The sequence below is a fragment of the Haloplanus natans DSM 17983 genome (assembly GCF_000427685.1).
Taxonomy (GTDB): domain Archaea; phylum Halobacteriota; class Halobacteria; order Halobacteriales; family Haloferacaceae; genus Haloplanus; species Haloplanus natans.
This window is the reverse complement of record NZ_ATYM01000003.1, coordinates 198,182-222,358: the sequence shown is the minus strand read 5'-3', so window position 1 is coordinate 222,358 and position 24,177 is coordinate 198,182. Positions and strand designations below refer to the sequence as shown.

The window sequence follows — 24,177 nt, the reverse complement described above, 5'->3', positions numbered from 1 at the left end:
GTCGGCCGCCGTCCGAACCGTCAACGGTCTCCGTTTCCACCGACCGCAGCGAATTCCGAGCGCGGCTACTCGCCCAGTGGCCATCTATTTAGTACAACCGAGGCGAATAGTTTTCCCCCAGACTGTCGGTCAGTCACCGACGCACGGCGGCAAGGTCATGCCGCTGGTTCAGGAGTGGCTGCGAACTGCCAAACTGCGATGCCGAGCCCAAGAAGAATGACCGCCGTCTCGACAGTGAGCTGGGGAGTGGTGTAATGACGATAGATGCGGAGTGCTGGTGAGACACCGTCGTTTGGATACGTCACTGGCGAGATCAGGGGGTACAACAGATAGCGCAATGCCGCCCAGTCACCGCTCAGGATGGCTCGGTACGAATCGGCACCAAGGTGTGAGAGGACTCCAAGCGTGCCGACGACACTGATGTGCTGCATCTCGCGGCTTACTGAGAACCACCAAACGGTTGCTGAGAGGGGCAGAAGGAACAGCAGCGAATGGCCAAGCGAGCGCCCACTCGCAAGTATTCCGACGTGAGCAAGCGGTTTATCGACGAGATCCGGAAGCTGTGTTGCGACGGCCAGAATGAACAGTATCTTGAGTGCAGGTAGTGTCGTCGGCCGTCCACCGTATCGACAATAGCCAACGTAACAGAGATACCCAACAGCGAGATGACCCAGTGGAAACACGTAGTACACTCTAGTGAGCTATGATAAAAACTGTATGTCTCCCTCGATGGCGTATCTCGCATCGTGTCCACAGCCCAGCCGCGCTCAATCGAAGTCATATGTCAACGTCGTACTGTTTGTCCCCGAAAATATCATTATCAGATGTCTTTGGCTCCGCGAATCGGGGGAAATCAACCCGATGCCTACTCACCTGACAGTTGCGCTCGCTGTCTGATCTCCGCCGCCGAAACTGGCTTTGCTTCTCGGGTTGCGAGCCGCCCTGTCACGAGGTCGAGTAAGTCGAGCGCAGAGAGCAACTCACGGGCGGTGTCACGGTCAATGTCGAGTGCTCGCTCCACCTCGTACAACGTTTTTGCCCCTTCGACGGCGTCGTACACCGCTGGCGTCGTCACATCTAGATGACTGTACTCCTCGGGAAGGGATGGGGCTGCCTTGGCTGGGTCGTCTGTCGTCGGTGTGTCGGTATCAGCACCGGCTTCGCTGTCGGCAAGGTGATCGGTACTGCCCTCGGCCACGGACGCATCCGTGGATGTAGCTGCTGTCCCGGAGGCGGTAAGAAGGTCGTTCTCTTTGGAGTCTGTGGACGGGTGCGCCTGATCGCCGGCGTCGTCGGCCGACGAGGCGGCGGACGCTACCGTATCTCGTTCGGCTGTGTGCGTGCTCGGGTCGCCGTCTCCCTTGGGCGAGTCGGGCTCCACCGCGGAGTCGGCGGCAGCGGCGGTGCGCTCCGGGTCGTGGGTCTCGCTCGACACCTGACCGGCAGACGCAGGCGTCCCGTTAGTGCTCTTCTCGTTGTCCGGTGCCGTCTGCTCGGCGGACGAGTCGGGGGTTGTGTCGTCGGCCGCCGTCTCGGTCCGTTCCCCGCTGCGGTCACTTGCGTGCCCGGACACTCTATCACAGTCGTACGTCCGCGTCTCGTGAATGTCGTGCTTGATCATCTGGGCACGGACGGTCTGTGGGGTGACGTCTGCGCCGAGTTCGGCGGTCATCTGCTTGAACGTTTTATCGGGATCGTATACGGCTCGGAGGTGCTCCGGGTCGCGGTGCACTGGGACAGAGGGCTCATTCGAACCGCATTCGTCGGCTTCACTGTCGACCGTGGCTTCGTCGCCGGACATCGTCGTCGCGTCGTCGGCTGGCATGTCGTCGACTGTCTCCGCCGCCACGTCGCCCTCGACAGTCGGCGGCGCCTCCGCATCGACTCCGGTGGCTGTATCGGTCGGTTCGGAGCCGGTGCTCTTGCCTGAGTTGGCGACGCCGTCGTCGGTCGCGTCGCCGTTCGCGCCCACGTCCTCGGTATCGCGCGCGTCATCACCAGCGGTCGGAGCGGTTGTTGCCCGTCGTGACGGCGAGACGACCGCGGGGATTCCGACGGCCGGCATCGCGGGCGTTCGCCTCGGAGACGAGTCCCGTCGGTGTCTCACTCCTGAGCCGTCGGTCCGCGCGACGGGCGGTGAACTTCGACTCGTGCACTCGCTCTCGACGTCGGTCACCTCGAGGTCGAAACTTACCTGCAGTTGTCCATCGTCGAACGACTCGATGGTCGGTTTGGCGAACGTGACTCCCTCTGTACGTGTAGAACCGTCGGCGCGTAAGTCCACCTCGAGCGTTACACTCGCGTCGGCTGGCTCTGCGTCGGTGCCAACGCTCATCACCTCGATGTCGACGAACGCGGCTTCGGTCCCGTCTGCCTGACCGAGGACGTGGGCTAGTTGCTGAAAGCGCTCTACGGCGTCCATTTCGGTTTCGTTGACACTCTGACTTGACTTAGTTGTTTCTGGGTATGGGTATATATGACGACACGGTCCTTATGTACTGCGGTGAAGGGCGCTAAAACCTCGCGCTTCAGCGCGGGGATACAGCGCCCGTCTTCGGTTACTTTCACTGTGCATGGCGAAGGTTCAGATCCCATCGCGTCATATCAATGGATATGCGCGGAAAACTGGCAGTTGACTCGGTGTCTGCCACGGCGAGAGCCGAAATCAAAACAGTGAGCCGACCGCGCCGACCGACACAAAACAACCAGATAACTCGCTACCCCACGCCAGGGACGAGTATCGGTAGCGTGGCACCGCCAGTGCCGTCGGTCACAAACCTTAGATTCCCAACCATCGGAAGTGACCGGAGCAACATCGGAACCTCGGGAAGCGTCGCCCTTTAGCGCGGCGAGGATGTCACCCTGAACGGCAGGTGTTAGTGCCTGTTTCGGAGATAACTTGAACACAGTCGTCGTTCCTGTGGAGTCGCGACCGACTGCATCGACTGGTAGCCGTGCGATCGGACGTGCCAACGTTCAAGACGCAGCTACAGGTCCCCTGAACCGCCGAAAGTGGTATTTGGGCCAGACTCGTGTTATGTAAACAATTATTAGACTGCGGAGCCAATCTCTGTCTTGTCCCACCGATGAACGTTTCCCCTTACGTTGATGCGGCGCGACCGAAGCAGTCGTCTCACTCGGTGGGTCACCGGATCGAGACAGTCCGTCGGGCAGACACGGCTCACGGGGTGTGCACGTGGCAGACAACTGCTTCCCGGGCGGAGATCCCGATCGTGACCGAGCAGGCGATCCTACGGCCCGAGGCCGGAGCGCCTCCCAGTTACCCGTGCTGGTGCCGCGGTCAAAGGGTGAAACGGGCACAGGAGGGGGGACGGCGAGTAGCGTGCACGCAGCTAGCAGTGTCAGACGAATCCATGGATAAATTACTAGGGAACATCGTGCGACTGCTCCAGGCGGTCGACAACACCGACTTCGAGTTTGATATCGAGCAAACCGTCCAACGGCGATCGATCGCCCGGCGCCCAGCGCCACGGCCGCGACGACAGCGACGGCGTCCGAACAGCAGCTTGAGTGCTGACCGCGACTCGGAGGGCCTACGCGGTCGAGAGAAGTTCGCAGCACGGCGAAGAATGAAGCGGCTCAACCGGCTGCTGAAGCAGGCAGAGCGTCGGGGCGTCAGCCTCAACGAACTGCTCGCGGACGAGCCGCCGCTCGTCAGACAGTACGACGACGGCGGCTCGGCGGCCACCATCGTGGTTGAGGGGGACGACGCCGAGCTGGAGTGGACGGTAGGCGACGACACCGTCGTAGTTCGATGCGAGGCGCACACCGAGGAGTTCCAACTCCCCTTTGCCGTCGAGACCGTCGAGCGCCACCGTAAGCATCGGATTACGGAGTTCAGACTCAGCGCGGAAGCTCCCCACGAGTAAAGCCGCGGGCTTCCGCGTGGACTCCGGTTCAAGCCATCGGTAGCGAGCGGGTACTCCCTACTCACGTTCAGCGTCCCCCGATTTGGCGCAGCACCTACCGGTGCGTCCGTCGCCTGCGTTTTGCCGACGACAGAGATACCGGAAGCCGATGCCCTCGCTCGCGCTGTAGTCCGCGTGGTGCTCGTCTCTGCATTGCAGACACTCGAACGACCTCCTGTTGTGGCTATCGGGAGGATGTCAGGACGTATGGCTCCCGTCGGCCATTGATGCTTGCTATCGTCAACCGCCTCGGGGTCAAGCCCCGAGGCTTGTCAGTGGACGCCCGCTCTATCCGCGCAAGGCGGAAGGCGTGTAATCGCCGTTCGCGTTCAGCGTCCCTGACTTGAAGGCCAGTTGACTGGTGGCCCGTCCAGCACCAGACTTGAGCCAGTCCTGGACAAGACGCCACCCGATATTCCGAGCGGCGTTATAATCCGCGTGGAGTTCCCTTCCACACTTCAGGCACTCGACCTCGTCACCAGTGCAGTTGTCCTCGTGCGTGAACCCGCACTCGCCGTGACTGCACCGCTGTGACCGTCGTCGAGGATTCGGTCTTTGCAGTTGCTGAGTGCGTCGGCAGCAAGGTTGCGGGCGGATTGGACGAGACTGGCTTGCAGACTGGTCTGCTCTCGAACCGCTGTGTAGGTTTGTTCGTGGAGCGCGTTTTTGATGTCCTCGATCTCCGTGGGGTCGTCGCTCCATCCAGCCTCAGCGACGTGTTGGGCCGCCTATTGGAATTGCTCGAACGTCTCATCGAGAACGCTGTGAGCGTCCTCGGGAACGTCAAGCTTTAGCTGGATGTTGCGGACGACGTTTATTATTATTGGTAAAGATATTTATTTAGATGTGGGGGAGTCGGCCTTGCCATCGTGCGTGGTTTGTGTCATCGGTTGTCGGCTTCATCCCCGAGCTCAAGGGTCGGGGTATCCGCCTCGCAATCTCTATGAAACACGAAGCCATTTTACCTGACTCACTCTCTATTAACAGCTAGAGCATCAATGCGTTCGAACGTTCGCATCTGCCTCAACTGCGGTCGGGACGATCTCGTCCGTGAGAGCGAGAAGCTCACCCGTTGTCCCGATTGCGGTTCGAAAACCATTCGGTAAGGGCACTTCCGGACACCGACGGCCGGACGCCGGTCCCTGCGCGAGCGACAGCACCGGGAGAGCCGTGTCCCGGCTCTCGCTGTGGACTTTCGCTCTGTCTCGACTCGCGAGTGACGCGTCGCCACGAGGCAGAGCATATATGTTGGCGGACGGCACATACGAAAAGTGCCCTTCCGCATGGCAAACCGATCGACCACTCACACGGCGGCGTCCGCGCCCGACGCGCCAGTCGTCAGGTGCGACGAGGTGACTCGGACGTACACCCGCGGCACCGACCCGGTACTGAAGAGGAGGCAACAGCCCACCGTCACCGCCCTCGATGCCGTCTCGCTTGCTATCGACTCTGGGGAGTTCGTCGGGGTGTCCGGACCGAGTGGCAGCGGCAAGTCGACGCTGTTGTATCTGCTTGCCGGACTCGATGTCCCGACTCGCGGCACGGTAGCCATCCACGGCATCGATACCAGGGCCCTCTCGGAGCGCGAGCGCGCAGCGCTCCGACTCGAGCACGTCGGCATCGTCTTCCAGCGGTTCCATCTCGTTCCATCGCTTTCCGCGCGTGGTAACGTCGCTCTGCCGCTCGTCGAGCATGGCGTCCGGAAGCGCGAGCGTCACCGTCGGGCCGACACCCTGCTCGACCGCGTCGGGCTCGGTGATCGGGCTACGCACGCGCCAGGAGAACTGAGTGGGGGCGAGCAACAACGGGTCGCTATTGCCCGGGCATTGGTCACGGAGCCAGCCCTGCTTATTGCCGACGAACCGACGGGCGAACTCGACACGGAGACGGGCGCGCGCGTCCTTGACGTGGTTGACGAGGCGACAGACGCGTGTGCGGTCGTCCTCGCCTCGCACGACGACCAAGCGCTGGCGCGGACCGACCGCGTGATCCGCCTCCGTGACGGGCGTATCGTCGACGATGCGTAGGCGTTTCACTCGGCTGTACGGACTTACGACAATCGGCGTTCGTCGGATTCGAGCCCGCCTGACGACGAATACCTCGGGTGGGCTTCTCGCGGCCGTCGCTGCTGTTACCGTCACGATCGCGCTCATGACGACCGTCTCCGGGATTGCACTCGGGCTGGCGTCACAGTCCGCTATCCAGAGCGAGGACGTCGACTACTGGGTAGTACCGGACGCCACGACGCCGACAGCGATCGCCGCCTCCGTGCAGGGCCCCAAGCTCGGCAACGTTCACGCGGCCAGCACGCGCCTCACGCGCGACGACCGCATCGAGTACGCGACGCCAGTCGAAACCAGTTTGATACGCGTCACCAACGGGGGCGGTGAGGGGGCGTACGTGCTTGCGCTGGGTATCGTCGTCCCCGAGACGCCACGAACCGTTGCCGGTCTCTCGACCCGCGGTCTCACCTCCGGCGACCCACACTACGCCAACGGGACGTACAGTGGCCCATGGACTGGTGAGGCGGTCATCAGTGGTGCAACGGCCGAGGTGCTCGACGTCCAGCGCGCGGCCACACTCGACGTCGAAACGGGCGACACGGCGCGGACGCTGACCGTGCGTCGCGTCGCCGAGAACGACGTCTCAACGGGTGTCGGACCGGTTCCGGTCGTGATCGTTCATCTGTCAGAGCTCCAGACGATTTCGGGGGCGACGTCGGGCGATGCCGCCAGTCAGTTGCTCGTGAGCACGACCGATCCGAGCGTCCAATCGGATATCGAAGCCGTCTATCCGGGGACGACAGTCGTGACGCGGACCGGGCTCTCACAGACGGCCTCGCTTTCCAGTCTTCCGCTGGCCATTGCCCTCGCCGCCTTCGTGACGAGCGTCGTGGTGGGCGTCCTCTTCGTCGCGACGATGATGGGACTGGAACTGCTGAGCGACCGCGAGACGCTTGCCGTCTTCACGGCACTCGGGTATAGTGCGCGGTCCGTAACCGTGCTCGTCCTCGTCGAGACACTGAGTATCACGGTCGTGGGTGGCGTCCTCGGCGTGAGCCTCGGCGTCCTCGGCATCGAAGCCGTGAACCTCGTCTCGGGGCAGTACCTCGGCGTGGCGCCCGCGCTCGTCGATCCGCGACTGCTCGGCTACGGCGTCGCGATCGCACTGGGGATCGGCATCGTCGCGGCGCTCTATCCCGTCTGGCTGTATCGTCGCGTTCCGGCCCTGGAGGTGCTCTCGCGGTGACGCTCGCCGGCCCTCGTGCTTGGATCGGGCTCGCGTGGGCACAGCTCACTGCTGACCGAACGCGGACCGTACTCGCTGTCGGTGGGATAGCCCTTGCCGTACTTGCGGCCGTCCTGCTCGCCAGCGTCGGCCTCGGCGTGATCGAAACCGGTGAGCAGAAGTTCGACGCCGCCGGGCGCGACCTCTGGGTGACGGGTGGCCCCCTCGAGTTCGCGCCCGGGACCGTCGGCGGCGTCGAAAACGGGCTGGTCGAGGCCCACACCGTCGCCGCGGAGTTGCGCGGCCGCGACGACATCTCGACCGCCAGAGCGTTGGCTTTCCAGACCGTCTATGTCTCACCAAATCGGTCGTCGTTCGAGACGGTGATCGGCGTCGGAGGGCCGGCAAACTCCGGCGCCCGTATCCAATCGGGCCACGGATTCACTCGGTATGACCAGCACTACGCCAACGGGACGTACAACGGGACCATGACACATCAGGTGGTCATCGACCCACGTCTCGCCGATCGGTACGGCGTGGGGGTGAACGACACGCTGTACATCGGCGGGACGCTCGCCAGCGCCCGACAGCACGAGTTCCGGATCGTCGGCACTTCGGGGGCGTACGCGCAGTTCCTCGGGAGTCCGGTCGTCGTCCTCCATCTGAGCGAACTTCAAACGATTACCGGGACGACCGGCAGCGACCGTGCGACGATGATCCCGGTTCGATTGGCCGATGGCGCACAGCCAACGCGGGTGGCCGCCGACATCGAACGGGCACATCCCGCCTACGAGGTTCGAACGAACCGAGAGCAACTCAGACAGACGGTGCGGCGACAGGCCGTCGTGCTCGCGGCTGGCGCGAGCCTGATTCTCCTTGCCGTCCTCGCCGGTGCAGCCCTGACAGTCAATTTGCTACTGTCTGTCGTGGCACAGCAGCGACGGACCTTTGCCGCACTCAAAGCGCTCGGCCTGTCAACGGTGACGCTCGCGGGCATCATCACCGTCCAAGCACTCATGCTCGGTGTGGTGGGTGGTATGGTCGGGCTCCTCGTCGCAGTCCCAGCCGTTCAGGGCCTCAACGCCGTGGTCTCTCGGGTCGTCGGGTTCGAGGGCGTCGTCTCCGTCGTTCCGTGGGTCTTCGCCGCCGGCTTCGGGCTTGCAGTCGTGATGGCTATCGTAGCAGCCGTGGCAGCCGCTTGGCGCGTCCGTGGACTCGAACCACTCGCTGTGCTCTCGGGGTGAGTGACCCGAACGAACGAGCGAGCGCGTCGGTCGGCGCGTAGGGCTGGTGTCACGACGGTGCCGTTACGTTGACCCAGAGATGCACTTCGCGGTAGGAGTTGTTGAGCGTTGGCTCAGCCGGGGCTGCCCCGATGTACAACAGATACGCCAGCCGTAAGCGCTCTCCGGTCATCGTCGGGGTCACGACGTGTCGACGATGCCACGTCTTGTTGTGCTCGACTCGGGGTTGGAACCGGCGAAGCTCTCGCTCCGCGACGACCCGTGTCGAATTGTTCTGGACGGTGACGCGCTGGAGTTCCACGACGAGCGTGTAGTTGACCGGTCGGTGTTCCTGATTGCCGATCCCGACGACAATCGGGCTCCCTGTACCACGTTCGAACTCGGTCGGGTAGCCGTCGGCGACCAACTCGCCGTCGTCACCCTCGGTGAGGAGGTACAGTTCCGTGAACGACTCTCCTTGCTTCGGGACGGCCACCGCGTAGCCGACGCTCGACACTGCGAGCACGACGCTCACGGCGAGGAGCACGTTCAGCACCGCGTCGCCTCGCGTCTCGGGTTCAAGCAGTTCGGCTTTAGCCGCACCCGCCCACGCCCGATACGGCACGGCGAACCGTTCCGCCTCCGGGACGGCGAGCCGTCTGCGGGCTGCGACGGCCGACATGATGATCGTAAAGCCGCTCACCGAGACGACGATCGGGACGAGTCGGATCCCCCACGGTGTGAAGTTCAACACCAAGCCGAGCAGCGGAACGATGGCGATGCTCAGGCCGAAGGAGAGAGCAACCCGCTCGATGCCGTCAATACCCGACCGCCGTTGCGAGTCACGCTCGTCGTCGGTATCCGCGGCTTCGCCGCGCACGCCGTCCCCCGCCTCTGGAAAGAGCGCCGCGATGAACGCGTACCCCGGCACGAACAGAACATAGGGGAGCCCAAGCACGACGCGCAGGGCGCTTTCTTCGACGCCCGGGAGAAATACAGCGAGCGTCGTCAAGAGGACCCACCCCACTGTCACAGCCAAATCCGCAGGGAGGTCTCGGAGCTGAGAGGGAAGCAACAACCACCAGCCCCCCTCGTCGGTCTCGGCCATTAGTCAGCACCACTTGATCGAACGTAAAGAAGCGGTCGGTTTGACGACCGCTATTCTACGGCTGCCTCGTCGCGTAGCGCGGATCAAAAGTGCGAATCGACATAAGAGACCGGAACATGGTTTGCCGGGATCCGTCTGCGGCTTGAGCTGTAATATAGTCACTAAGTATCTGTTACAGAAGTCTGTCACAGACGTTTATCGCACCGCATGAGCGGTGCGTACGCTGTTGGACACACTTAGTCATGGCATCGCGGTAACGAGGTGACAGTCTCACATTTTAGATCGGAGGGACGTCAAGGCGCTTGGAGCAAACCGTAATGTTACGTGGTGGGATCGGATAATTTTTATTCATGCACACATATACCTGGAGGTTGACAATGTATATAAACTCACCAACCTCGGGTGGACGAGTTAGCACCGATGCTGACCTCCCCCATCTCAAGTCCGCTGTAGAAATCTTTTCTCGAAAGTGGAACCCACAGGTTCTGTACGTCATATACCATACCGAGCCTGTTCGATACGGCGAGATTGCTAATGAACTCAGCTTTGCACGTTAGCGTCGGCGGTTGAGTGAACGAAGAGGTGGTCGATTTCTTCCATAAGGTCATCGACACCGCGATCATCGTTGTCTCGAACCCACGAGAGAAGGTTGTAGACGGCTTCTTTCAGAGAGTGTTCGAGGTTCGCTCGAAGCGATGACGCCTTCGAGCGAACCGTCCCCAAGGCGCTCGACTCAGGATCAAGACGAACAAGACTGTAGGCAGCCATCAGAAGGTGCCAGTGCCGACTGGCACCTTCGTCGGTCTGCATCTCGCAGTCTCCTAGGCCGAGATCCTGCTTCGAGTCCTCGAAGAACGTCTCGATGCGCCAGCGCATTCCATAGGAGCGAATAATGTGCTCGGTCGGTGCGTCGATTTTGTTCGTGGCGAGGTATTTGACCGGGTTCTCTTCGTCTTCGTCGGTCTCTTTCTCGGCGACGACCAGCTTCACGTCTCCCAGTTGGGAGACGGGAAGCTTCTTCGTCCAGATGTGGTAGGTGTCGTCCTCGATATCGCGCTCAACCGTGTCGATGCGCTCTGCCAGCGCATCGACGCTGATCTCTTCGCCGCCGTAGGTCACTTTGCGATTGCTCCGAAGCGGGCCGATCCAGTCGTTGCCGTAGGATTCGATGTGTTCAACGAGTCCAGAGTCGTGGGCGAACCACGAGTCGAAGAGGTAGGTGTCCGCAGGCACACCTACCTCTTCTTCGAGTTCGGTGACGATTTCGCGGGCAAGATCGTACTTGGTGTCGTGATCTTGGTCGTCTTCGTCCTGTTTTTCGTAGAGGCGGAAGGTGAGTGGGTAGGCGGTTTTATCGTCGGCGTAGAAGGCGTAGATGAGGTCTTGGCCCCAGACAGTGTCGCCTTCGGCGTGATCGTAGAACCGACCGACTCCGGGGACTTCGTCCCCGGCTTTGTCGGTGATCGTGTCGTCGAGTATGATGTAGCCGTCCTTCGACCAGCGCGTTTCACCGTGTTTCTGGAGTTCTTCGAGGCGTTCGTGATTGAACTCCCGTTCGTCCCAGTCGTACTCGGTGAGGAACTTGTTGAGAGCGCGTTTGCTGTTGGCCGGGAGAACTTCGCGTGCGATGCCCGCCACGGTCTTGTTGCTGGCCGCAACAAGACCTGTGGCGTAGGTTTTGGCGTGACGCCGTTGTGCTGGTGATAGCGAGTCAAACTCGTTGAACACGCGCGTACACGACAGGAAGTCCGTGATCGGCATCATCTGTCCTTGCCACCGCCTACGTCACGCTCCTACTTCAACGTGCAAAGCTGAGTAATGAACTCGATATTTCCTCAAAAATGCTTTCGAAGACGCTCTCGGAGCTTCTTGACCGAGGGCTAATACTTCGACACGAAGACGAGGACGAGCAGCACGTACTCTACACGACGGCCCCGCAAGGCGGGGAGTTAGTGCATCGGCTCGAAGGGCTCGTCCGCTGGCAGAAACAGCAGCACGACGAATTGGAAATCTTGCTCGTCGAAGACGACAAAATGGCCGCCAAACTCCTCGCCGACCAGATCGGCGATATCGTCTCCGAGGGGTACACGCTCTATCAAGAACCGACGGTCGAAGAGGCGAAGGAACACGTCAGCACGGGGTTAGATTACGTCATACTGGATCGGCGTCTACCGGGTGGCAAGCAAGGGGATGAGCTCGTGCGTGCCGTCAAAAGTGGGTGTCGCTCCTGTATGATAATGATCGTGTCTGGCGTGGCACCGGATCGAAAACTCCTCAGGTTAGACACCGACGACTATGTCGTCAAGCCAGTGGACAGAGACGAGCTGGCCGCTCACATCGAATCGATCGAGGCTCGACGGGGACTCACAGATGTGAAACGGGAGTATCTGGCAACCCGATCGAAGCAGGCCGCGTTTCTCGACGCGTATGGACGGGCAGCGGAGGCACGTCCGGAGTACCGACTGCTAACCGAGATTATCGAGCGCCTGCCACTCGACGAGGCAACACGGACTGCACTCGAGTCAATGGTTCCGGCTGTGACGGAATGACTACGGCCGCACTGCGACGGGTGTGCCGTGCGAGTGTGCTTCTTTTGTTGCTTGGTGGTGCTGCTGGCGGGACCATGGCTACCGAGCCAGTCGGGAGTGATGGCCCGGCCGCGGCTGCTGGCCCGTCCGTCGGCGGCAGAGCACCGACAGCCAACGCCAGCGAAAGGCCCGTGACAGAGCTGAACGTTACGATCAACGGGAAGCACGTCGCGTCGGGAGCGCGTGTCACGACCACCGATGACCCACGGCTCGTGGTTACCGTTACGTCGCAGGCTCGGATCTCGCTGCTGTCGCTTCGCGTCGACGGCCGCACGTATCGGTCGTACACCCCAAATACGACCAATTTCTCACGCGCGGTGACGCTCGACTTGCGACCGGGAGCCCACGATATCGAACTCGTGAGCAAGACGCCGAACGACGTGACTGAGTATCGCCTCACGGTGATCGAGGACAGTGCTCCACCGACGATGCAGTTCACGAAACCGATCTCGGTTGCCGGGGAGTCGCTCGAAGAGTCGTACGACGTCGATCGCTCCCGCGTGACGGTCGCTGGGACGCTTCACGACCGATCGAACGTGACGAGAGTGGAGATCGAGCACACGTACCGATACACCCACGCTGACAGGAGCGAGGGCGGACGCGACCGAACCATCATCCGGGATCCTAACGGATCGGTGTCGTGGCCGGTTCGGCTCATCCCCCCACAGCAGACCTCGACTGAGACGACGAATCGGATCGAGATTACGCTTTACGACCAGTTCGACCAGGTTCGACGGTACGAATTCAACTTGACCGTAACCGACGAGGCCCGGCCGGAGATCGCGATTACCGATCTCGAGGCGCTCTACCGGACCTCTGAGATGCGAGTGAACTTCTCCGTGAGCGACGCCGTCGCTATTCGCTCCGTTCGCGTCAGTACGGCTGAAGACCCGAGACTGGGGCGCCATCGCTTGCTCTCGCTCGACCCCGAGGAGCAGCCAGTAGAAGCCGAATTCACGCACACGGTCGCGGTGGACGAAGGCGCGCCGACGCTCACCCTCGTCGCCACCGATGCGAGTGGACAGCAGCGGGTTGTCAGTCGTGACCTCAACTATTCGGCCCTGATTACTCCGGAGACTCGTTTCGAGACACGGCGCACGCGCTTCCGTGGCGAGGACCGAGTCAGTGCTGTCGGAAGCGTCTCACAGGGGAAAATCGCCCGTGTGCGCGTCGAGACCGTCGCTCCGAACGGATCCGTGCTCGACATTCAGACAGTCCACAGCGGCACCGTCGTCTCGCGTGTTGACGTGAACGAGACGCTGCAAGCCGAGACGGACGCCTATCCGGTCCGCGTCCGCGTTCGGACGCTGGACGCTACCGGCGTCGAGTATCTCGAATCAGTCACGCTCTCGCGACCCTCGATCGCTCGCACGCAAACGGAGACGGAGACGGCGTTCCCACAGCCGACGAGTGTCCGATCTACGGCCTCACCGTCGCGTCGGGCTACCGCCACGCCGGACAGCACGCCAGCCGGAGCGACCAACTGGACCGTCGCGGAGTGGCTCCCGGAACCGATCACGCTCGCGACCCAGTCGACTAGGGAAAGCAGTCGCACCGACATGGCCCTCCTCGTCGTGACGCTCGTAGTTGGCCTGCTGTTTCTTCTTCGGTTTTGACCTGTCTCCCCCGTCTCGGTGTGCTTTCAGGAACAGAATGCCCCCGGCTGTAGTCGAGGCCGGTTCGCCGAGCGTTAACACCCGTTAAAATCGCTCCAAGAACTTCAGCCGATCTTTCGAGATATCCGCAGCGATCTGATAGCGGTTTTCGACTTCCTGTTTTGCCACGTCGAACTCGAACCGATACGTGTTAGTTCGGCTCCCGAGCACCGTGATCTGACGCCGCTTGGTGTACGTATCCCCCGAAATGACGTTACACTGGACAGCCAACTGTGCGGACGTAGCGCCAGCGGCGTCGTTCGTAACTGCAATCAGCGCAAGGACTGCGCCGCCGTCAGTCGTCTCCGACTCGATTTCCTGCACCGAGAGCGACGGGCCAAGACACCCCACAGAGAGCGTAAGCCCCCCAGCGCCCAGTGTCAGCGCCCCCCGTCGCGTCAGTGCACGTGGCTCGTTCATCGGTTGGTGCTATCACTTGCGCACGCAGCGTCTTAGTCCCTGTTCTGTATCGGTCTCGAGCGTCCCTTTCGTCACAGCGGGCCACTGTGAATACCGAAAGCGCCTACTCACCTACTTATTACAGGTACCTTATATGACCGCGTCGACTATACAGAGCCGTAATGGTTGAGATGTCACGGCGAGCGGTAATCCTCGGTACAGCAGCCCTCGGTGCAGGAGGCGCAGGTGTCACGGCAGCAGCGTCCGGTCTGAACGGCAGCGTCGAAGGACAGGCTGACGTGCAGGCTGAGCAGGCGCTCATCGTAGATAACGTCAGCGTGAGCGACGACGGCGACGCGAGTTTCACGCGGGTCAGCGACGACAACACCGAGTTCCAAGCGGCTGTCGAACTGAACAATGGCGATACTGTGGGTTTCTCGGCGGAGATCACCAACAATGCCGACGATGCACTGGACGCCCAGTTCGCTGTAGACGTGCCCGACACCATCGACGTGACCGTGCGGACAGCCAGCGACGACACCACGAACTTCGGCAACAACTCGTCAGAATCGGTGGACGACATCGACGACAACGTTGACGACACCGACGCCGACGATGATGCCGCTGTAAAAACTGGCGAGGGAACGTTTGTCGCCAACCTCGCCACCGGAGAAACTGTGGTCAACATCGACGCCGAACTCGACGACACCGCCTCACCCGGGTCGTACGACATCGGCGTCGCTATCAACCCGCTGAGTACGGACAACTAGCACTTCGTCCACGCAGCGCAGTCCCCCGGACTCCGGGACCCCCGGCTCCGGATCATTCCCGATGAGTGAAATGACGCGGAGACAGGCAGTAGCCGCAACCGCAGTCCTAGCTGCTGGTGGGGCCGGCGTGACGGCAACGCAGGGGCTGGACGCGGCGTCCGCGTCGGGACAGGTGGACGTACAGGCCGAGCGGGCGCTGACGGTGAGCGACGTGAGCGTGGCTGGCGGCGACGCGACGTTCAGCCGAATCGGGGACGACAACACCAAGCTTCAGGTCGCCATTGAGGCGAACAACGGCGACGCGTTCGAAGTCGAGCCGACGATCGAGAATTCGAGTGCGGACAAGCTAGCTGTGCGAATCATCGTCGGCACACCGGACGTCATCACCGTCGAGGATATCGACGACAGCCCGAGCGGTGACGGGGACACCGTTGTCCAGTCGGATACGGACGCGTACGTCACGAAGCTCACACCGGGTGAGACGACGCTCGAACTGTTGTTCGAGATTTCCGACGTGGCGACACCAGGCGCTAGAGATATAACCGTTGATTTCGAGCCCATGAGTACGGATAACTAATGGCGGACGAACGTGGATCACACGGGGCGGACGCACCCGACGGGGAGGCGTCGTACGCGTTGATCCCGATCCGGCGCGATCTCGTCGCCGAAATCGATAGCGTTCGGGACGAGCTCTCGCGGAGCGAGTACCTCCGGCTCCTACTCAGACAGGCACAAGAACAACCGCTTGCGACCGAGTACGGGTCTCGTCGGATGTCGACGGGGCCTGTACGGTCGTCGGAAGCTGATTCGACAGTCGAAAAAGACGCATCCGACATCGGCGCGACTGCTGGGCCGGACCCCGACCACGTCGAGCCTGTGACGGGGGGCGAGACGGCATCCGAACAGTCGACGGACCGTTCGACCGTCGAAAACGAGCACCGCCGGCGGTCGTCGGATGGTGGAGTGAGAGCGCCTCGAGCGACGGACGCCCATCGCAGCAACGACACGAGCCACCAGTCACGTGATGGGACTCACGAGGCAGACCGACAGTCGCGCCGTCATGCGCCGGCCACCAGTGACACGGACACCGGCTGGGAAGTGGAGCAGTCCCAACCCACGCAGGAGGCGGCCGCAACACCGTCGGAGCGAACCAGTGCAAATGCCACCGCCGGAGAGCAGACGACGGCGACGACGGAAGCCACTCCCAGCAACGAGCAGGGGGGACCACGGCGGCCATCGGAGGTGGGCGATGCGCGCGGCGCGGTCGACGAGGCGGCAGGCGATCCCAACCCCGACCCCGACCCGTCTGTCGGGATCCTCTCGACGGAGTGGCACCTTTCTATTGGGGGATTCATCATGGTCTGGGCGCTCGCTGTCGGGCTATATGGGGCGGGTGATTCGGTTACCACCGTCTACGCACTCGCGTCAGGAACGGCCGTCGAAACGAACCCAATTATTCGGGCCGCGATTAACATCCACCCACTGGTGATGCTCGTTGTGAAACTCGTCATCATCGGTGGCCTATTCAAGCTCGCGGATAACCTCGGTTCGAAAGTACACCCCGCGATAGACGATCAGCTCGCGGTCCTGATCCCCGCAATCTTGACCGTCATTGGAGGGTATGGTACGTTCGTGAACCTCCAGAACCTGAGCGGGGCGATGATCCCGTACGTCCTCCTCTCGATCATCTTTTTGGGGGTCGCCGGAGGTGCGACGGTTGCGTTGTACAAGGGACTACCGCTCGAGGGGGAACAGCTCAGGAACTACCAGTTCAGCAGGCCCCTCTCGAGCGTGGATCGCGAATCATAACGTCCCAATGACGAGATGCGCGTCTCAGGCGGCGCTACGTGTGTGTTGGCGGTCGGTCATACACGCAGTGTCGAAACGCAGACAGCGCGGGACCGCCGGCCTCGTGACACCGCAGGTGTCGTCCGGAGTCGGCCGCCACGCACCGGCCGACACGAGGCCGCGGAGGGCTAACCCGAGACTGCGCCCTGGCAGGTGCACAGGATGAGTCGGGGGTCCGTACTGCCGGATAGCTTCGGACGGTTCGTTGCGGTCCTGATCTCTGTCCTCTTGATAACCTCCGGCGGGCTTGCGCTGACTGCGTCGTTCGGTGACCGCCCGGTCCAGTCCGACGTTGGCGTCCAGATAGGCCCACAGTTCCAGTATCCACAAATCAATCAGACGGCCGAGAGGAACGTTCGGACATCGGGAGCCGGCCGAAAGACCGTCATTCGGTCGGCCGACGGGACACGACTTACCGTCATTCAGGAGTCGATCAACGAGAGTCCGCTCACGGTCACCGTCCCGATTCGAAACAACGCCGACGACCGCGGAACGGTCCGGCTACGCGCCTCCTCTTCGAACGCCTCGTTCAGCATTGATACGCGGACGATTACCAGTACCCTTGCGAACAACAGTTCGCTGCGTCGGCTCGAAGAACACACCGTTGCTGGCCCGAAGGAAGCCCTCGTGGAAGTATCGCCAACGAACGAGAGTGGGGTCGGAGCGGTCAATGTGACCGTCAAGTACGACCACGTGCCACCCGATCCGTTGACCGTCGAGTTCGCGCTTGCGCCCGTCCGTGGACAGATCGACGTGCAGCCAGCGAACGGCACGTCCGACTCGACTTCCGGAGGCTCATCGTCCGACGGGTCGTCCTCGAATGGAACCGGTGGGCAGGCGACGCCCGCCTTCGTCTTCGCGGACACGACTCCGGCTGGCGAACTGCGCGTCGTGGCCGATAACGGCAGTACGGTCACCGAGCTTCCGGGCACCAATGCACAGGTCGTCGGGCCAGCACTGGCCGACGTGGATGGCGATGCGCGGACCGAAATTCCCTACGTCGACGGGCAGAACCGACTCAAAGCCGTCGACCTGCGTGGCCAGACGCAGACGTTAGTTAACACCAGCGGCCCCGCCGTCCCGACCGACACCAAGAGCCTACTCGGCGTTGGATCGTTCAACGGAAGTCCGCAGTCGATCTACTACGCGAATGCAACCAGTGAGGGGCTGTACCGCATTGCTGCCACGGATGGGGCGACCCCCAAGGTCGTGAAAACCGTCGGCGTGGGCGCAGTCGGGACGGTGGGTGACATCGACAACGATAGCTCGTCGGAAATCGTGTTCGCCGACGGGTCACAGAGCCTGAAGTACCTTGACGACGACGGGACGAAACAGAACCTCCCGAACGCGGCTGCCGGAAGTAATAATGGCGTCGGAGTGGGCCTCACGTCGCAACCGACGGACCTCGACGGGAACGGCCGAGTCGACGTGCCGTTCGTCGACGGAGGGAACAATATCGACGTTGCAACGACCCAGGGGACGGACACGGTGCTGACGACAGGGAGTGCCAGCAAGAGCCCAGTCGCGGGTGTCGACATCGACCAGGACTCGGCCAGCGAAATCCTGTTTCGAGACACATCTGGCGAGACGAAGTTCGTCGATAACGTCACCGGGGCACGGACACTCCGCTCGATCAATACCTCGCTGAGCGTGAGCGCCGACACGGGGGTCGTTGGCGGTCAGTTCGTCGATTTCGACGGTGATGGCCTCACCGCCAGCCAAGAGGCCCAGTTAGGAACGAATCAGACGGCGGCCGACTCCGACGGTGACGGAATCGACGACGCGGTGGAGACGACTCGTATCAACGGGACGGGGCCGGGAGAGGCCGTCGATACCGACGGTGATGGAACGATCGACGCCCTCGACTTGGACAGCGACGACGACGGGCGGACCGATCAGCAGGAGGGAACGACGGACGAGGATAACGACGGCGTTGCGGCATACCGTGATACCGACGAGCCGAGTCGAACCAACTTAGAGACGCCAACCGTCGTGTACAACGGGAAGGACACCGACGTGCTCAATGCCCTCGATTCGACGGGGTCACCCGAGCAGTATGCGGCTGTCAAGACGAAATCGCTCGGCCCACAGGCGGATCTGTTCGGCGACTCGCGTGCGGAGATCCCGTACGTCGGAAACAACGGCAATCTGAACGTAGTGAATAGCTCCGGGGTCGTGACGACGGTACTGACGAAAGCCGAAAACGGTGGCGTCGATCTCATTCAGCCGACCCGGCTCGGTGTCGCCGATGTCGACGGCGACGGAACGCCAGCGATCCTGTTCGGAGACAACAACGGTCGGCTCCGTCGACACGAAGTGGCGACAGACGAGACACGGACCGTCCTCAATCGGGACGGAACGAGCGTCCACAGCGTCGGGGGGATGGCTGACTTCGATGCCGATGGTGTCGACGACGATATCGTCATTACCGACGGAGACAGTAACGAGGTAGTCTACTACGACCGGAGTGCGGACACGGTCCAGAGCGCGAACGGCTTCAGCACGAAAAATAGCATTAAAATCGGGTCGCCCGCGGATTTCGACGGTGATGGCACACCCCGGGTCCCTGCGGTCAATGCGAACGACGAGATCGTCCTCGTGGGCGCGGGCAGTACGACCACGGTGGCCGCGTCCGGGCAGCCCACCGGGGGACTGAGTAGCGTTGATATTGATAACGATGGCGGACTGGAAATCGTCTTCGCGAACGGGAACAACAACAACGCGATCAGGCTCGCCGAACTTAATGGGAGCGTTCGCTCTGCGGGGTCCCAGCAACTCAACAGCGACGGCAATGGCGTCGCCTGACGCTGTTCCGCAGTGCCGGTGGCGTGTCGGCGTGGCTGTCACGGGCGACTGTGACCAGACGCAGTGAGCTTGTCCGTGAGTGCGTCGAGAGCCAAACGGGCGTGACTGTCGTCCGTTCCCCCAGTGATAATGACGCTTCCGGACCCAAACATGAGGACCACGACATCTACCCGCTCGGGTCGATAGATGAGCGCCGAGAACTGTTCGGGTTCGTACTCGATGTGTTCTAAGCCCAACTCGACCGCCACCGCATTGAGGTCGAGTCGGCCACGAAGCAGTGCCGAGAAGACGATGTTCGTTACTGGCACGTCCGGGTCGGCCGGCACGTCGATGCCGAGGGTGTTAAGCCGGGTCAGCAGACTGCCGACGCTCGCACGAGCAGTTGCCACGCTCTGTGCGCCCATACAGACGACCTTTCCAGATCGATAGACCACGGCCGTCGTTTCAAGCCCGTCGGGCTGATACGTGAGCCCGACGTCACGGTCGAGTTCGCACTCCGAGCTACCCAACCCGAGGACGAGAGCTGAGAGGTCTAACTCCTTATCGACGCTGGCGGTCACCGTGACGTTCTCTACCGAGAGCGGTTGCTGGAGGTCCATGACACGCGTCACTGTTAGTTGTAGGCCTTCATATGCATTCGCCACTCGGGATGGCGTCCGTCTCTGACCAGCTACGTCTGACGACACTTGTGGTGTGGTTTCTACACCCAGGCCCGGACATGTAAGCCACGCTGTAGCTTGCCGCATCGTATCGCCAGGGTTCGTGTCGGGGGCAACAGCAGCGGACAGTCGATATCGATCTGCCATCAAACCCTCCAGTGTATATCTATCTTTCTTCGAGGAGAGAATCCCGTCGTTCACAGTAGTTGCCGAACCTAACTGACGACTCGATTCGTAGTCGTTGGCATGGTCGATACGACTGAGGCAAAGCAGGTCTGTCGTGCCGCATCACCACTCGTTTACCCGGCACTGGACTTCGACATCAAACCGTGTGGTACCTACACGAGAGAGGACTTCGAGCAAGTCCTCTCTCGAATCGCTTTCGACCGGGAGTTCGCCAATACGGGCGGCAAGACCGTTCAACTGGATCGGTCCGAGCCGGTCGACGTCACGTCGACGGCTCGGAACCCACTCGCGAAATCGTTGCTCTACCACCTTCGACATCTCGACGCGGACGCCATCGACGCCCAGTTCGGTGGCGTCCGCGACCGCCTCTTTCAGGTCCTTCGGTCACTCCGGTTGCTGCCCGCTCGTGTTGATGTCGCGATCGATCTTCACGAGTGGCGATTCTACGGGGCAGCCGATACAGACCACGTTCTCACGACCTATCCTGACCTCGGAACGAACCGAGCGCACTGCTTTGCGACGCTCTGTATCGTCGCTCCCGGTGTTCGATTCACCCTCGCCGTGCTTCCGATGGACGCGAACGGCTTCCGTGCGAAGCAGGAAGCCGTTCGCTCACTCATCGCCGAAGCGAGACGATACGTGTCGATCAGACACGTCTACCTCGACCGGGGGTTCTATCAGGTTCACGTCGTTGCGGAGTTAGACCGACTGGATGTCGGGTACGTCGTGCGTGCACGGCAGAGTAAGGGGATGAAAGACCGTCTCAGCGCCGGCGCTGAGACGGTCGTCGATGCCTACAAGATGCAGCGAAAGCGGCCACCGACAGCTTCGGCTGACGTCACCGTCTTCGCCGTACCTCATCGAACGAAAGAGGACGAACACGTCTGATTCGTCACGAATCTCGACGTAGAGAGCGAGACGACCAACGCGTACGCGGCGGCGTTCCACCGCCGCTGGGGCATCGAGACGTCGTATCGGCAAATCGGTGACTTCCTGCCGAGAACGTCGTCGCCGATGTTCTCGGTACGACTGTTCTACTTTCTGTTTGCGGTGTCACTGTACAACCTGTGGGTGTTGGCAAATGTCCTCCTCTCAGGTGGAACGATTCCGAAGAAACCGCCGGTCTCGATGCGGATCTTCCGGACGTTCGTCCTTTCGACAGACTACGGCTAGCGGCTGAGCCCCACCGACCGGGGCGACCGGTCAGAACGCCCTCGCAGAGTGGCAACGCTCGGGACCGCCGCCGCTCGGCGGCGGTCCCTCGGTCTCCGATTCCGTTCCGTGTGTTCCCGTTTCGGAATCGCGTCACCTGAGTTGTCGAGAGGAACGAATCCCCTCCGATCTCGATTTGATTCGGCGTCTACCGTTTAGTACGGGAGGATGTCACTCGTACAATTCGGTGAACAATTTATTTTCCGCTAGTCGGATGTGGCGAAGCGCAGTCGTTCGTGATACGTCTAAAATGTCAGCAACGTCTTCGGCGGTAGCTGCTTGCGGTCGGTCGAAGAACCCGGACAGTGTTGCAACCCGTAGTGCTTCGCGTTGTTTTTCGGTGAGCGAAGTAGCCTCTAATGGCGTTGTCCGTGGTGCCTGCCGTGTCGTCTTCGAGCGTATCCGAACGGGCAGTGGTATGGATCGAATCTCGTCCAGTACTTCACTCACGTCCGTTCGTTTGGAGAAATCGACGGAGATGACCGTTTTCCCATCTCGTGCTCGGATCTGGCGTGTAACACTGGCATGGGCGCGCAGGACCGTCTCAGCTGTTCGGTCACTCGTCTTTATCAGCACTGATGAGTTCGCTCCGTCTCCGGCAATCACTTTCGTGGACGTGACACCGTCGACCGCTGAAGCGACCGCAGCTAGTCGTGTCGCCGTCACGTCCCGTTTTTCGGGGGCGATAATATAGGACGTATCGCCTCCATTTGAGGATTTACAGCTGTAACAAATAATTTCGGCCTGCTTCAGCGCGGGGTCTGCGGAGATTTCCGAGAGCACGTGCTCAGAGTCGAACGAGAGCGCAAGCCGCGTTACGACGTCAGCAGTGAGAGCAGTCTGTTGGTTCTCGATTTTGTGCCGGAATGCCAATGATTCTCCGAGTGAAAGCAGCCCCTGAGTGAACACACGCGTCGGAGGGGTCGACCGAAGCACCGCCAGCGCACCGTACAGAACACCGTCATTAATGAGCGGCACCGCTGACACCGAATGGAACTGGTCATGGTCGACAGTCGAGGTGATGACTGAGAGACGGTCTGCTGCTGTCTGGTCGGGATCGTCCGGAGCGGCGGTGCCGGAAATCGCACGCTCGGTAACCGGATCGCTTAGGTTGCCCGTCTGGTCACTCGGGGTATATTTGTTCTCGTCCCCGCATTTGGCGAGCACCGTGAGGCCAGAGTGCGTCGCGTCGACTGCGGTGCTGACGACCCAGGCTGCCCTACAGTCTTGCTCGCTACACAGAACTTGGCAGGCGTCTTTGGCGGCTGTCTGAATCGATGGCGTAGAGAACAGGATGGTTTCGGTGCGTTCGTTCCACTCGTTTTCGACGACGCTCGTCATGTCGCTGAGTGTGTTGAACATCACCGCCGGCACACCCTGGTCAAATATGAGGATCCCTCGCATCAGACAGTGCGCGTACGTCCCATCGGCACGACGAATACGGACGACCTCTGAGAACTTGCGTATTCTACGGTGAGCATATCAAACGCGCTTTCATCTCGAGCGAGGATTCCCTGATGTTTCTGCCGCACAGCTTGCTGATCGCCCGGGTGAATAAGCTCGAAAATCTCCTCAATCGACCACGACATCTCCGAGAAGTCATATCCCAGCTCGGCTAATCCACCAATCTGGACGTTGCGACCAGTCTGGAGGTCGTGTGCAGCAAATGAGCTGTCGAGCAGTTCCGAGAGCCGTATGAAGTCGTCGGGCCTCGGTGTCGAACTCAACTGATGGTGATACCACAGCGCCTGTTCTTGTATCGACGCTCGTATTTCGGACCGACGCTCGGGGTCTTCCGTCTCGACGTAATACGCGGTCGCTCCGGCGTCAGTCGCCTGCTGGATGGCTTCCGCTGACTCGTGAGCCGTGTAGAACACAAACGGCAGGTCAGTGTCGATCCCGCGCACCGTGTTCAGGAATCGGAGACTTGTGCGGTCTGTTGCTGTGTACTCGCTCACGATACAGTCGACTTGCCCTTGCCTGAGCTCCTCAACTCCGGCGTCGGTGTCTGTTTCACAAATCACTCGAGGGCGCTGAGCGGCCTCTTCGGGGCCGAGTAGCAGTTGAAGATCCGGATTTATGCCGAGCGAGAGGATGGTCGGCCTAGACATGCATCTCGACTGGTGTACGCATACTTGAGCATAACGGCGCTGCACTCCCATACGGACTCTTGACATTCTCCCGCGCTTGAAACCGCGGGAGTCCCACGGGACCGCACCACTGGAATGACTGCAAGGCGGAAACCCGTGTCTTTAGCTGTGGGAGGATGTCAGTGAGTCGGTTGCCTATCGGTCAGGGGCAGCAGAACCTTGGGGCGCCGAGGTGAACGAGTGTACGCGGTTGTCCTAACCGATTGACCCTGAAGGGGCCATCGACCGTTCCCTACTCCTCTTTATGATCGTCGCGGCGCCGCCAGAGGAAGATGAATAAGAGGCCAAACAGTAATAAGAGCATCACAACGACCACAGTCAAGTCGTCGTTGCTGTCGGCGTCCGGCGCATCCGTGGTCGTCGTCGTGGTCGTCACTGTCGGTGCGTCTGACGCGTCCGTGGTCGTCGTTATCGCCG

General features: G+C 61.3%; 22 protein-coding genes and 1 pseudogene. 13 read left to right on the top strand and 10 right to left on the bottom strand.

All coding sequences use genetic code 11. The features are described 5' to 3' along the window. Positions 1-155 precede the first annotated feature (155 nt). Complete coding sequence (locus HALNA_RS19090; protein WP_169718990.1) at positions 156-683, bottom strand: metal-dependent hydrolase; 528 nt, start codon at positions 681-683, stop codon at positions 156-158. A gap of 182 nt (positions 684-865) precedes the next feature. Continuing rightward, a complete protein-coding gene (locus tag HALNA_RS00880) occupies positions 866-2,422 on the bottom strand; it encodes a prolipoprotein diacylglyceryl transferase (RefSeq protein WP_049934330.1) in 1,557 nt (518 codons plus the stop codon). 1,168 nt (positions 2,423-3,590) lie between these two features. On the opposite strand from HALNA_RS00880, the gene HALNA_RS00875 reads away from it, so the two are divergent. After that, positions 3,591-3,890 carry a hypothetical protein gene (locus tag HALNA_RS00875; RefSeq protein WP_049934329.1) on the top strand — a complete coding sequence of 100 codons (300 nt, stop codon included), beginning with the start codon at positions 3,591-3,593 and terminating at the stop codon, positions 3,888-3,890. A 327-nt stretch (positions 3,891-4,217) separates the two neighbouring features. On the opposite strand, the pseudogene HALNA_RS20985 reads toward HALNA_RS00875, so the two are convergent. Continuing rightward, positions 4,218-4,478, bottom strand: a pseudogene (locus tag HALNA_RS20985) (zinc ribbon domain-containing protein); the annotation flags it as partial. On the opposite strand from HALNA_RS20985, the gene HALNA_RS20775 reads away from it, so the two are divergent. The 4 genes from HALNA_RS20775 to HALNA_RS00855 all read left to right on the top strand — a co-directional run bounded on the left by HALNA_RS20775 (position 4,460) and on the right by HALNA_RS00855 (position 8,401). Continuing rightward, positions 4,460-4,723: a hypothetical protein gene (locus tag HALNA_RS20775; protein ID WP_049934327.1), complete on the top strand. Its 264-nt coding sequence runs from the start codon at positions 4,460-4,462 to the stop codon at positions 4,721-4,723. The pseudogene HALNA_RS20985 and the gene HALNA_RS20775 overlap by 19 nt on opposite strands. A gap of 489 nt (positions 4,724-5,212) precedes the next feature. After that, positions 5,213-5,956, top strand: coding sequence for an ABC transporter ATP-binding protein (locus HALNA_RS00865; RefSeq protein WP_049934586.1), 744 nt, complete (start codon positions 5,213-5,215; stop codon positions 5,954-5,956). Further along, the gene (locus tag HALNA_RS00860; protein ID WP_049934325.1) at positions 5,949-7,178 is read left to right on the top strand and encodes an ABC transporter permease; all 1,230 of its coding nucleotides are present in this window, start codon (positions 5,949-5,951) and stop codon (positions 7,176-7,178) included. Before HALNA_RS00865 ends, HALNA_RS00860 begins: the two co-directional genes overlap by 8 nt. Further along, complete coding sequence (locus HALNA_RS00855; RefSeq protein WP_049934324.1) at positions 7,175-8,401, top strand: ABC transporter permease; 1,227 nt, start codon at positions 7,175-7,177, stop codon at positions 8,399-8,401. Before HALNA_RS00860 ends, HALNA_RS00855 begins: the two co-directional genes overlap by 4 nt. 49 nt (positions 8,402-8,450) lie before the next feature. Here HALNA_RS00855 and HALNA_RS00850 read toward each other — a convergent pair whose 3' ends face one another. Both HALNA_RS00850 and HALNA_RS00845 read right to left on the bottom strand, forming a co-directional pair. After that, positions 8,451-9,488 carry a DUF1616 domain-containing protein gene (locus tag HALNA_RS00850; RefSeq protein ID WP_049934322.1) on the bottom strand — a complete coding sequence of 346 codons (1,038 nt, stop codon included), beginning with the start codon at positions 9,486-9,488 and terminating at the stop codon, positions 8,451-8,453. Between the two features lie 540 nt (positions 9,489-10,028). Beyond that, complete coding sequence (locus HALNA_RS00845) at positions 10,029-11,252, bottom strand: IS701 family transposase (protein ID WP_049934320.1); 1,224 nt, start codon at positions 11,250-11,252, stop codon at positions 10,029-10,031. 47 nt (positions 11,253-11,299) lie between these two features. On the opposite strand from HALNA_RS00845, the gene HALNA_RS21280 reads away from it, so the two are divergent. Continuing rightward, positions 11,300-12,037: a response regulator gene (locus HALNA_RS21280; protein WP_342664995.1), complete on the top strand. Its 738-nt coding sequence runs from the start codon at positions 11,300-11,302 to the stop codon at positions 12,035-12,037. A gap of 251 nt (positions 12,038-12,288) precedes the next feature. Further along, a complete protein-coding gene (locus HALNA_RS00835) occupies positions 12,289-13,692 on the top strand; it encodes a hypothetical protein (protein WP_157573381.1) in 1,404 nt (467 codons plus the stop codon). Between the two features lie 84 nt (positions 13,693-13,776). Here HALNA_RS00835 and HALNA_RS00830 read toward each other — a convergent pair whose 3' ends face one another. Beyond that, positions 13,777-14,151, bottom strand: a complete 375-nt coding sequence (locus tag HALNA_RS00830) for a hypothetical protein (protein ID WP_049934315.1) — start codon at positions 14,149-14,151, stop codon at positions 13,777-13,779. Between the two features lie 161 nt (positions 14,152-14,312). Here HALNA_RS00830 and HALNA_RS00825 point away from each other — a divergent pair, with 161 nt between their 5' ends. The 4 genes from HALNA_RS00825 (at position 14,313) to HALNA_RS00810 (ending at position 19,553) form a co-directional block, all read left to right on the top strand. Continuing rightward, the gene (locus HALNA_RS00825) at positions 14,313-14,900 is read left to right on the top strand and encodes a hypothetical protein (RefSeq protein WP_157573380.1); all 588 of its coding nucleotides are present in this window, start codon (positions 14,313-14,315) and stop codon (positions 14,898-14,900) included. Positions 14,901-15,027: 127 nt separating this feature from the next. Beyond that, a complete protein-coding gene (locus HALNA_RS00820) occupies positions 15,028-15,477 on the top strand; it encodes a hypothetical protein (RefSeq protein WP_049934312.1) in 450 nt (149 codons plus the stop codon). 194 nt (positions 15,478-15,671) lie between these two features. Then, the gene (locus tag HALNA_RS00815; protein ID WP_157573379.1) at positions 15,672-16,709 is read left to right on the top strand and encodes a DUF5658 family protein; all 1,038 of its coding nucleotides are present in this window, start codon (positions 15,672-15,674) and stop codon (positions 16,707-16,709) included. A 201-nt stretch (positions 16,710-16,910) separates the two neighbouring features. After that, complete coding sequence (locus HALNA_RS00810; protein ID WP_157573378.1) at positions 16,911-19,553, top strand: hypothetical protein; 2,643 nt, start codon at positions 16,911-16,913, stop codon at positions 19,551-19,553. A 38-nt stretch (positions 19,554-19,591) separates the two neighbouring features. Here HALNA_RS00810 and HALNA_RS00805 read toward each other — a convergent pair whose 3' ends face one another. Continuing rightward, positions 19,592-20,152, bottom strand: a complete 561-nt coding sequence (locus HALNA_RS00805; RefSeq protein ID WP_049934308.1) for a TATA-box-binding protein — start codon at positions 20,150-20,152, stop codon at positions 19,592-19,594. Between the two features lie 306 nt (positions 20,153-20,458). Here HALNA_RS00805 and HALNA_RS00800 point away from each other — a divergent pair, with 306 nt between their 5' ends. Further along, complete coding sequence (locus tag HALNA_RS00800; RefSeq protein ID WP_245575965.1) at positions 20,459-21,286, top strand: transposase; 828 nt, start codon at positions 20,459-20,461, stop codon at positions 21,284-21,286. Between the two features lie 126 nt (positions 21,287-21,412). Further along, positions 21,413-21,571 (top strand): hypothetical protein, encoded by a 159-nt coding sequence (locus HALNA_RS21740; RefSeq protein WP_245575964.1) that lies wholly within the window; start codon positions 21,413-21,415, stop codon positions 21,569-21,571. A gap of 210 nt (positions 21,572-21,781) precedes the next feature. Here the strand turns inward: HALNA_RS21740 and HALNA_RS00795 are convergent, their stop codons facing one another. The 3 genes from HALNA_RS00795 to HALNA_RS19620 all read right to left on the bottom strand — a co-directional run bounded on the left by HALNA_RS00795 (position 21,782) and on the right by HALNA_RS19620 (position 24,136). After that, positions 21,782-23,014 (bottom strand): helix-turn-helix domain-containing protein, encoded by a 1,233-nt coding sequence (locus HALNA_RS00795; protein WP_049934307.1) that lies wholly within the window; start codon positions 23,012-23,014, stop codon positions 21,782-21,784. After that, complete coding sequence (locus HALNA_RS00790; RefSeq protein WP_049934306.1) at positions 23,014-23,721, bottom strand: response regulator; 708 nt, start codon at positions 23,719-23,721, stop codon at positions 23,014-23,016. The genes HALNA_RS00795 and HALNA_RS00790 overlap by 1 nt, the downstream gene beginning before the upstream one ends. A 271-nt stretch (positions 23,722-23,992) precedes the next feature. Continuing rightward, a complete protein-coding gene (locus HALNA_RS19620) occupies positions 23,993-24,136 on the bottom strand; it encodes a hypothetical protein (protein WP_157573375.1) in 144 nt (47 codons plus the stop codon). Positions 24,137-24,177 lie beyond the last annotated feature (41 nt).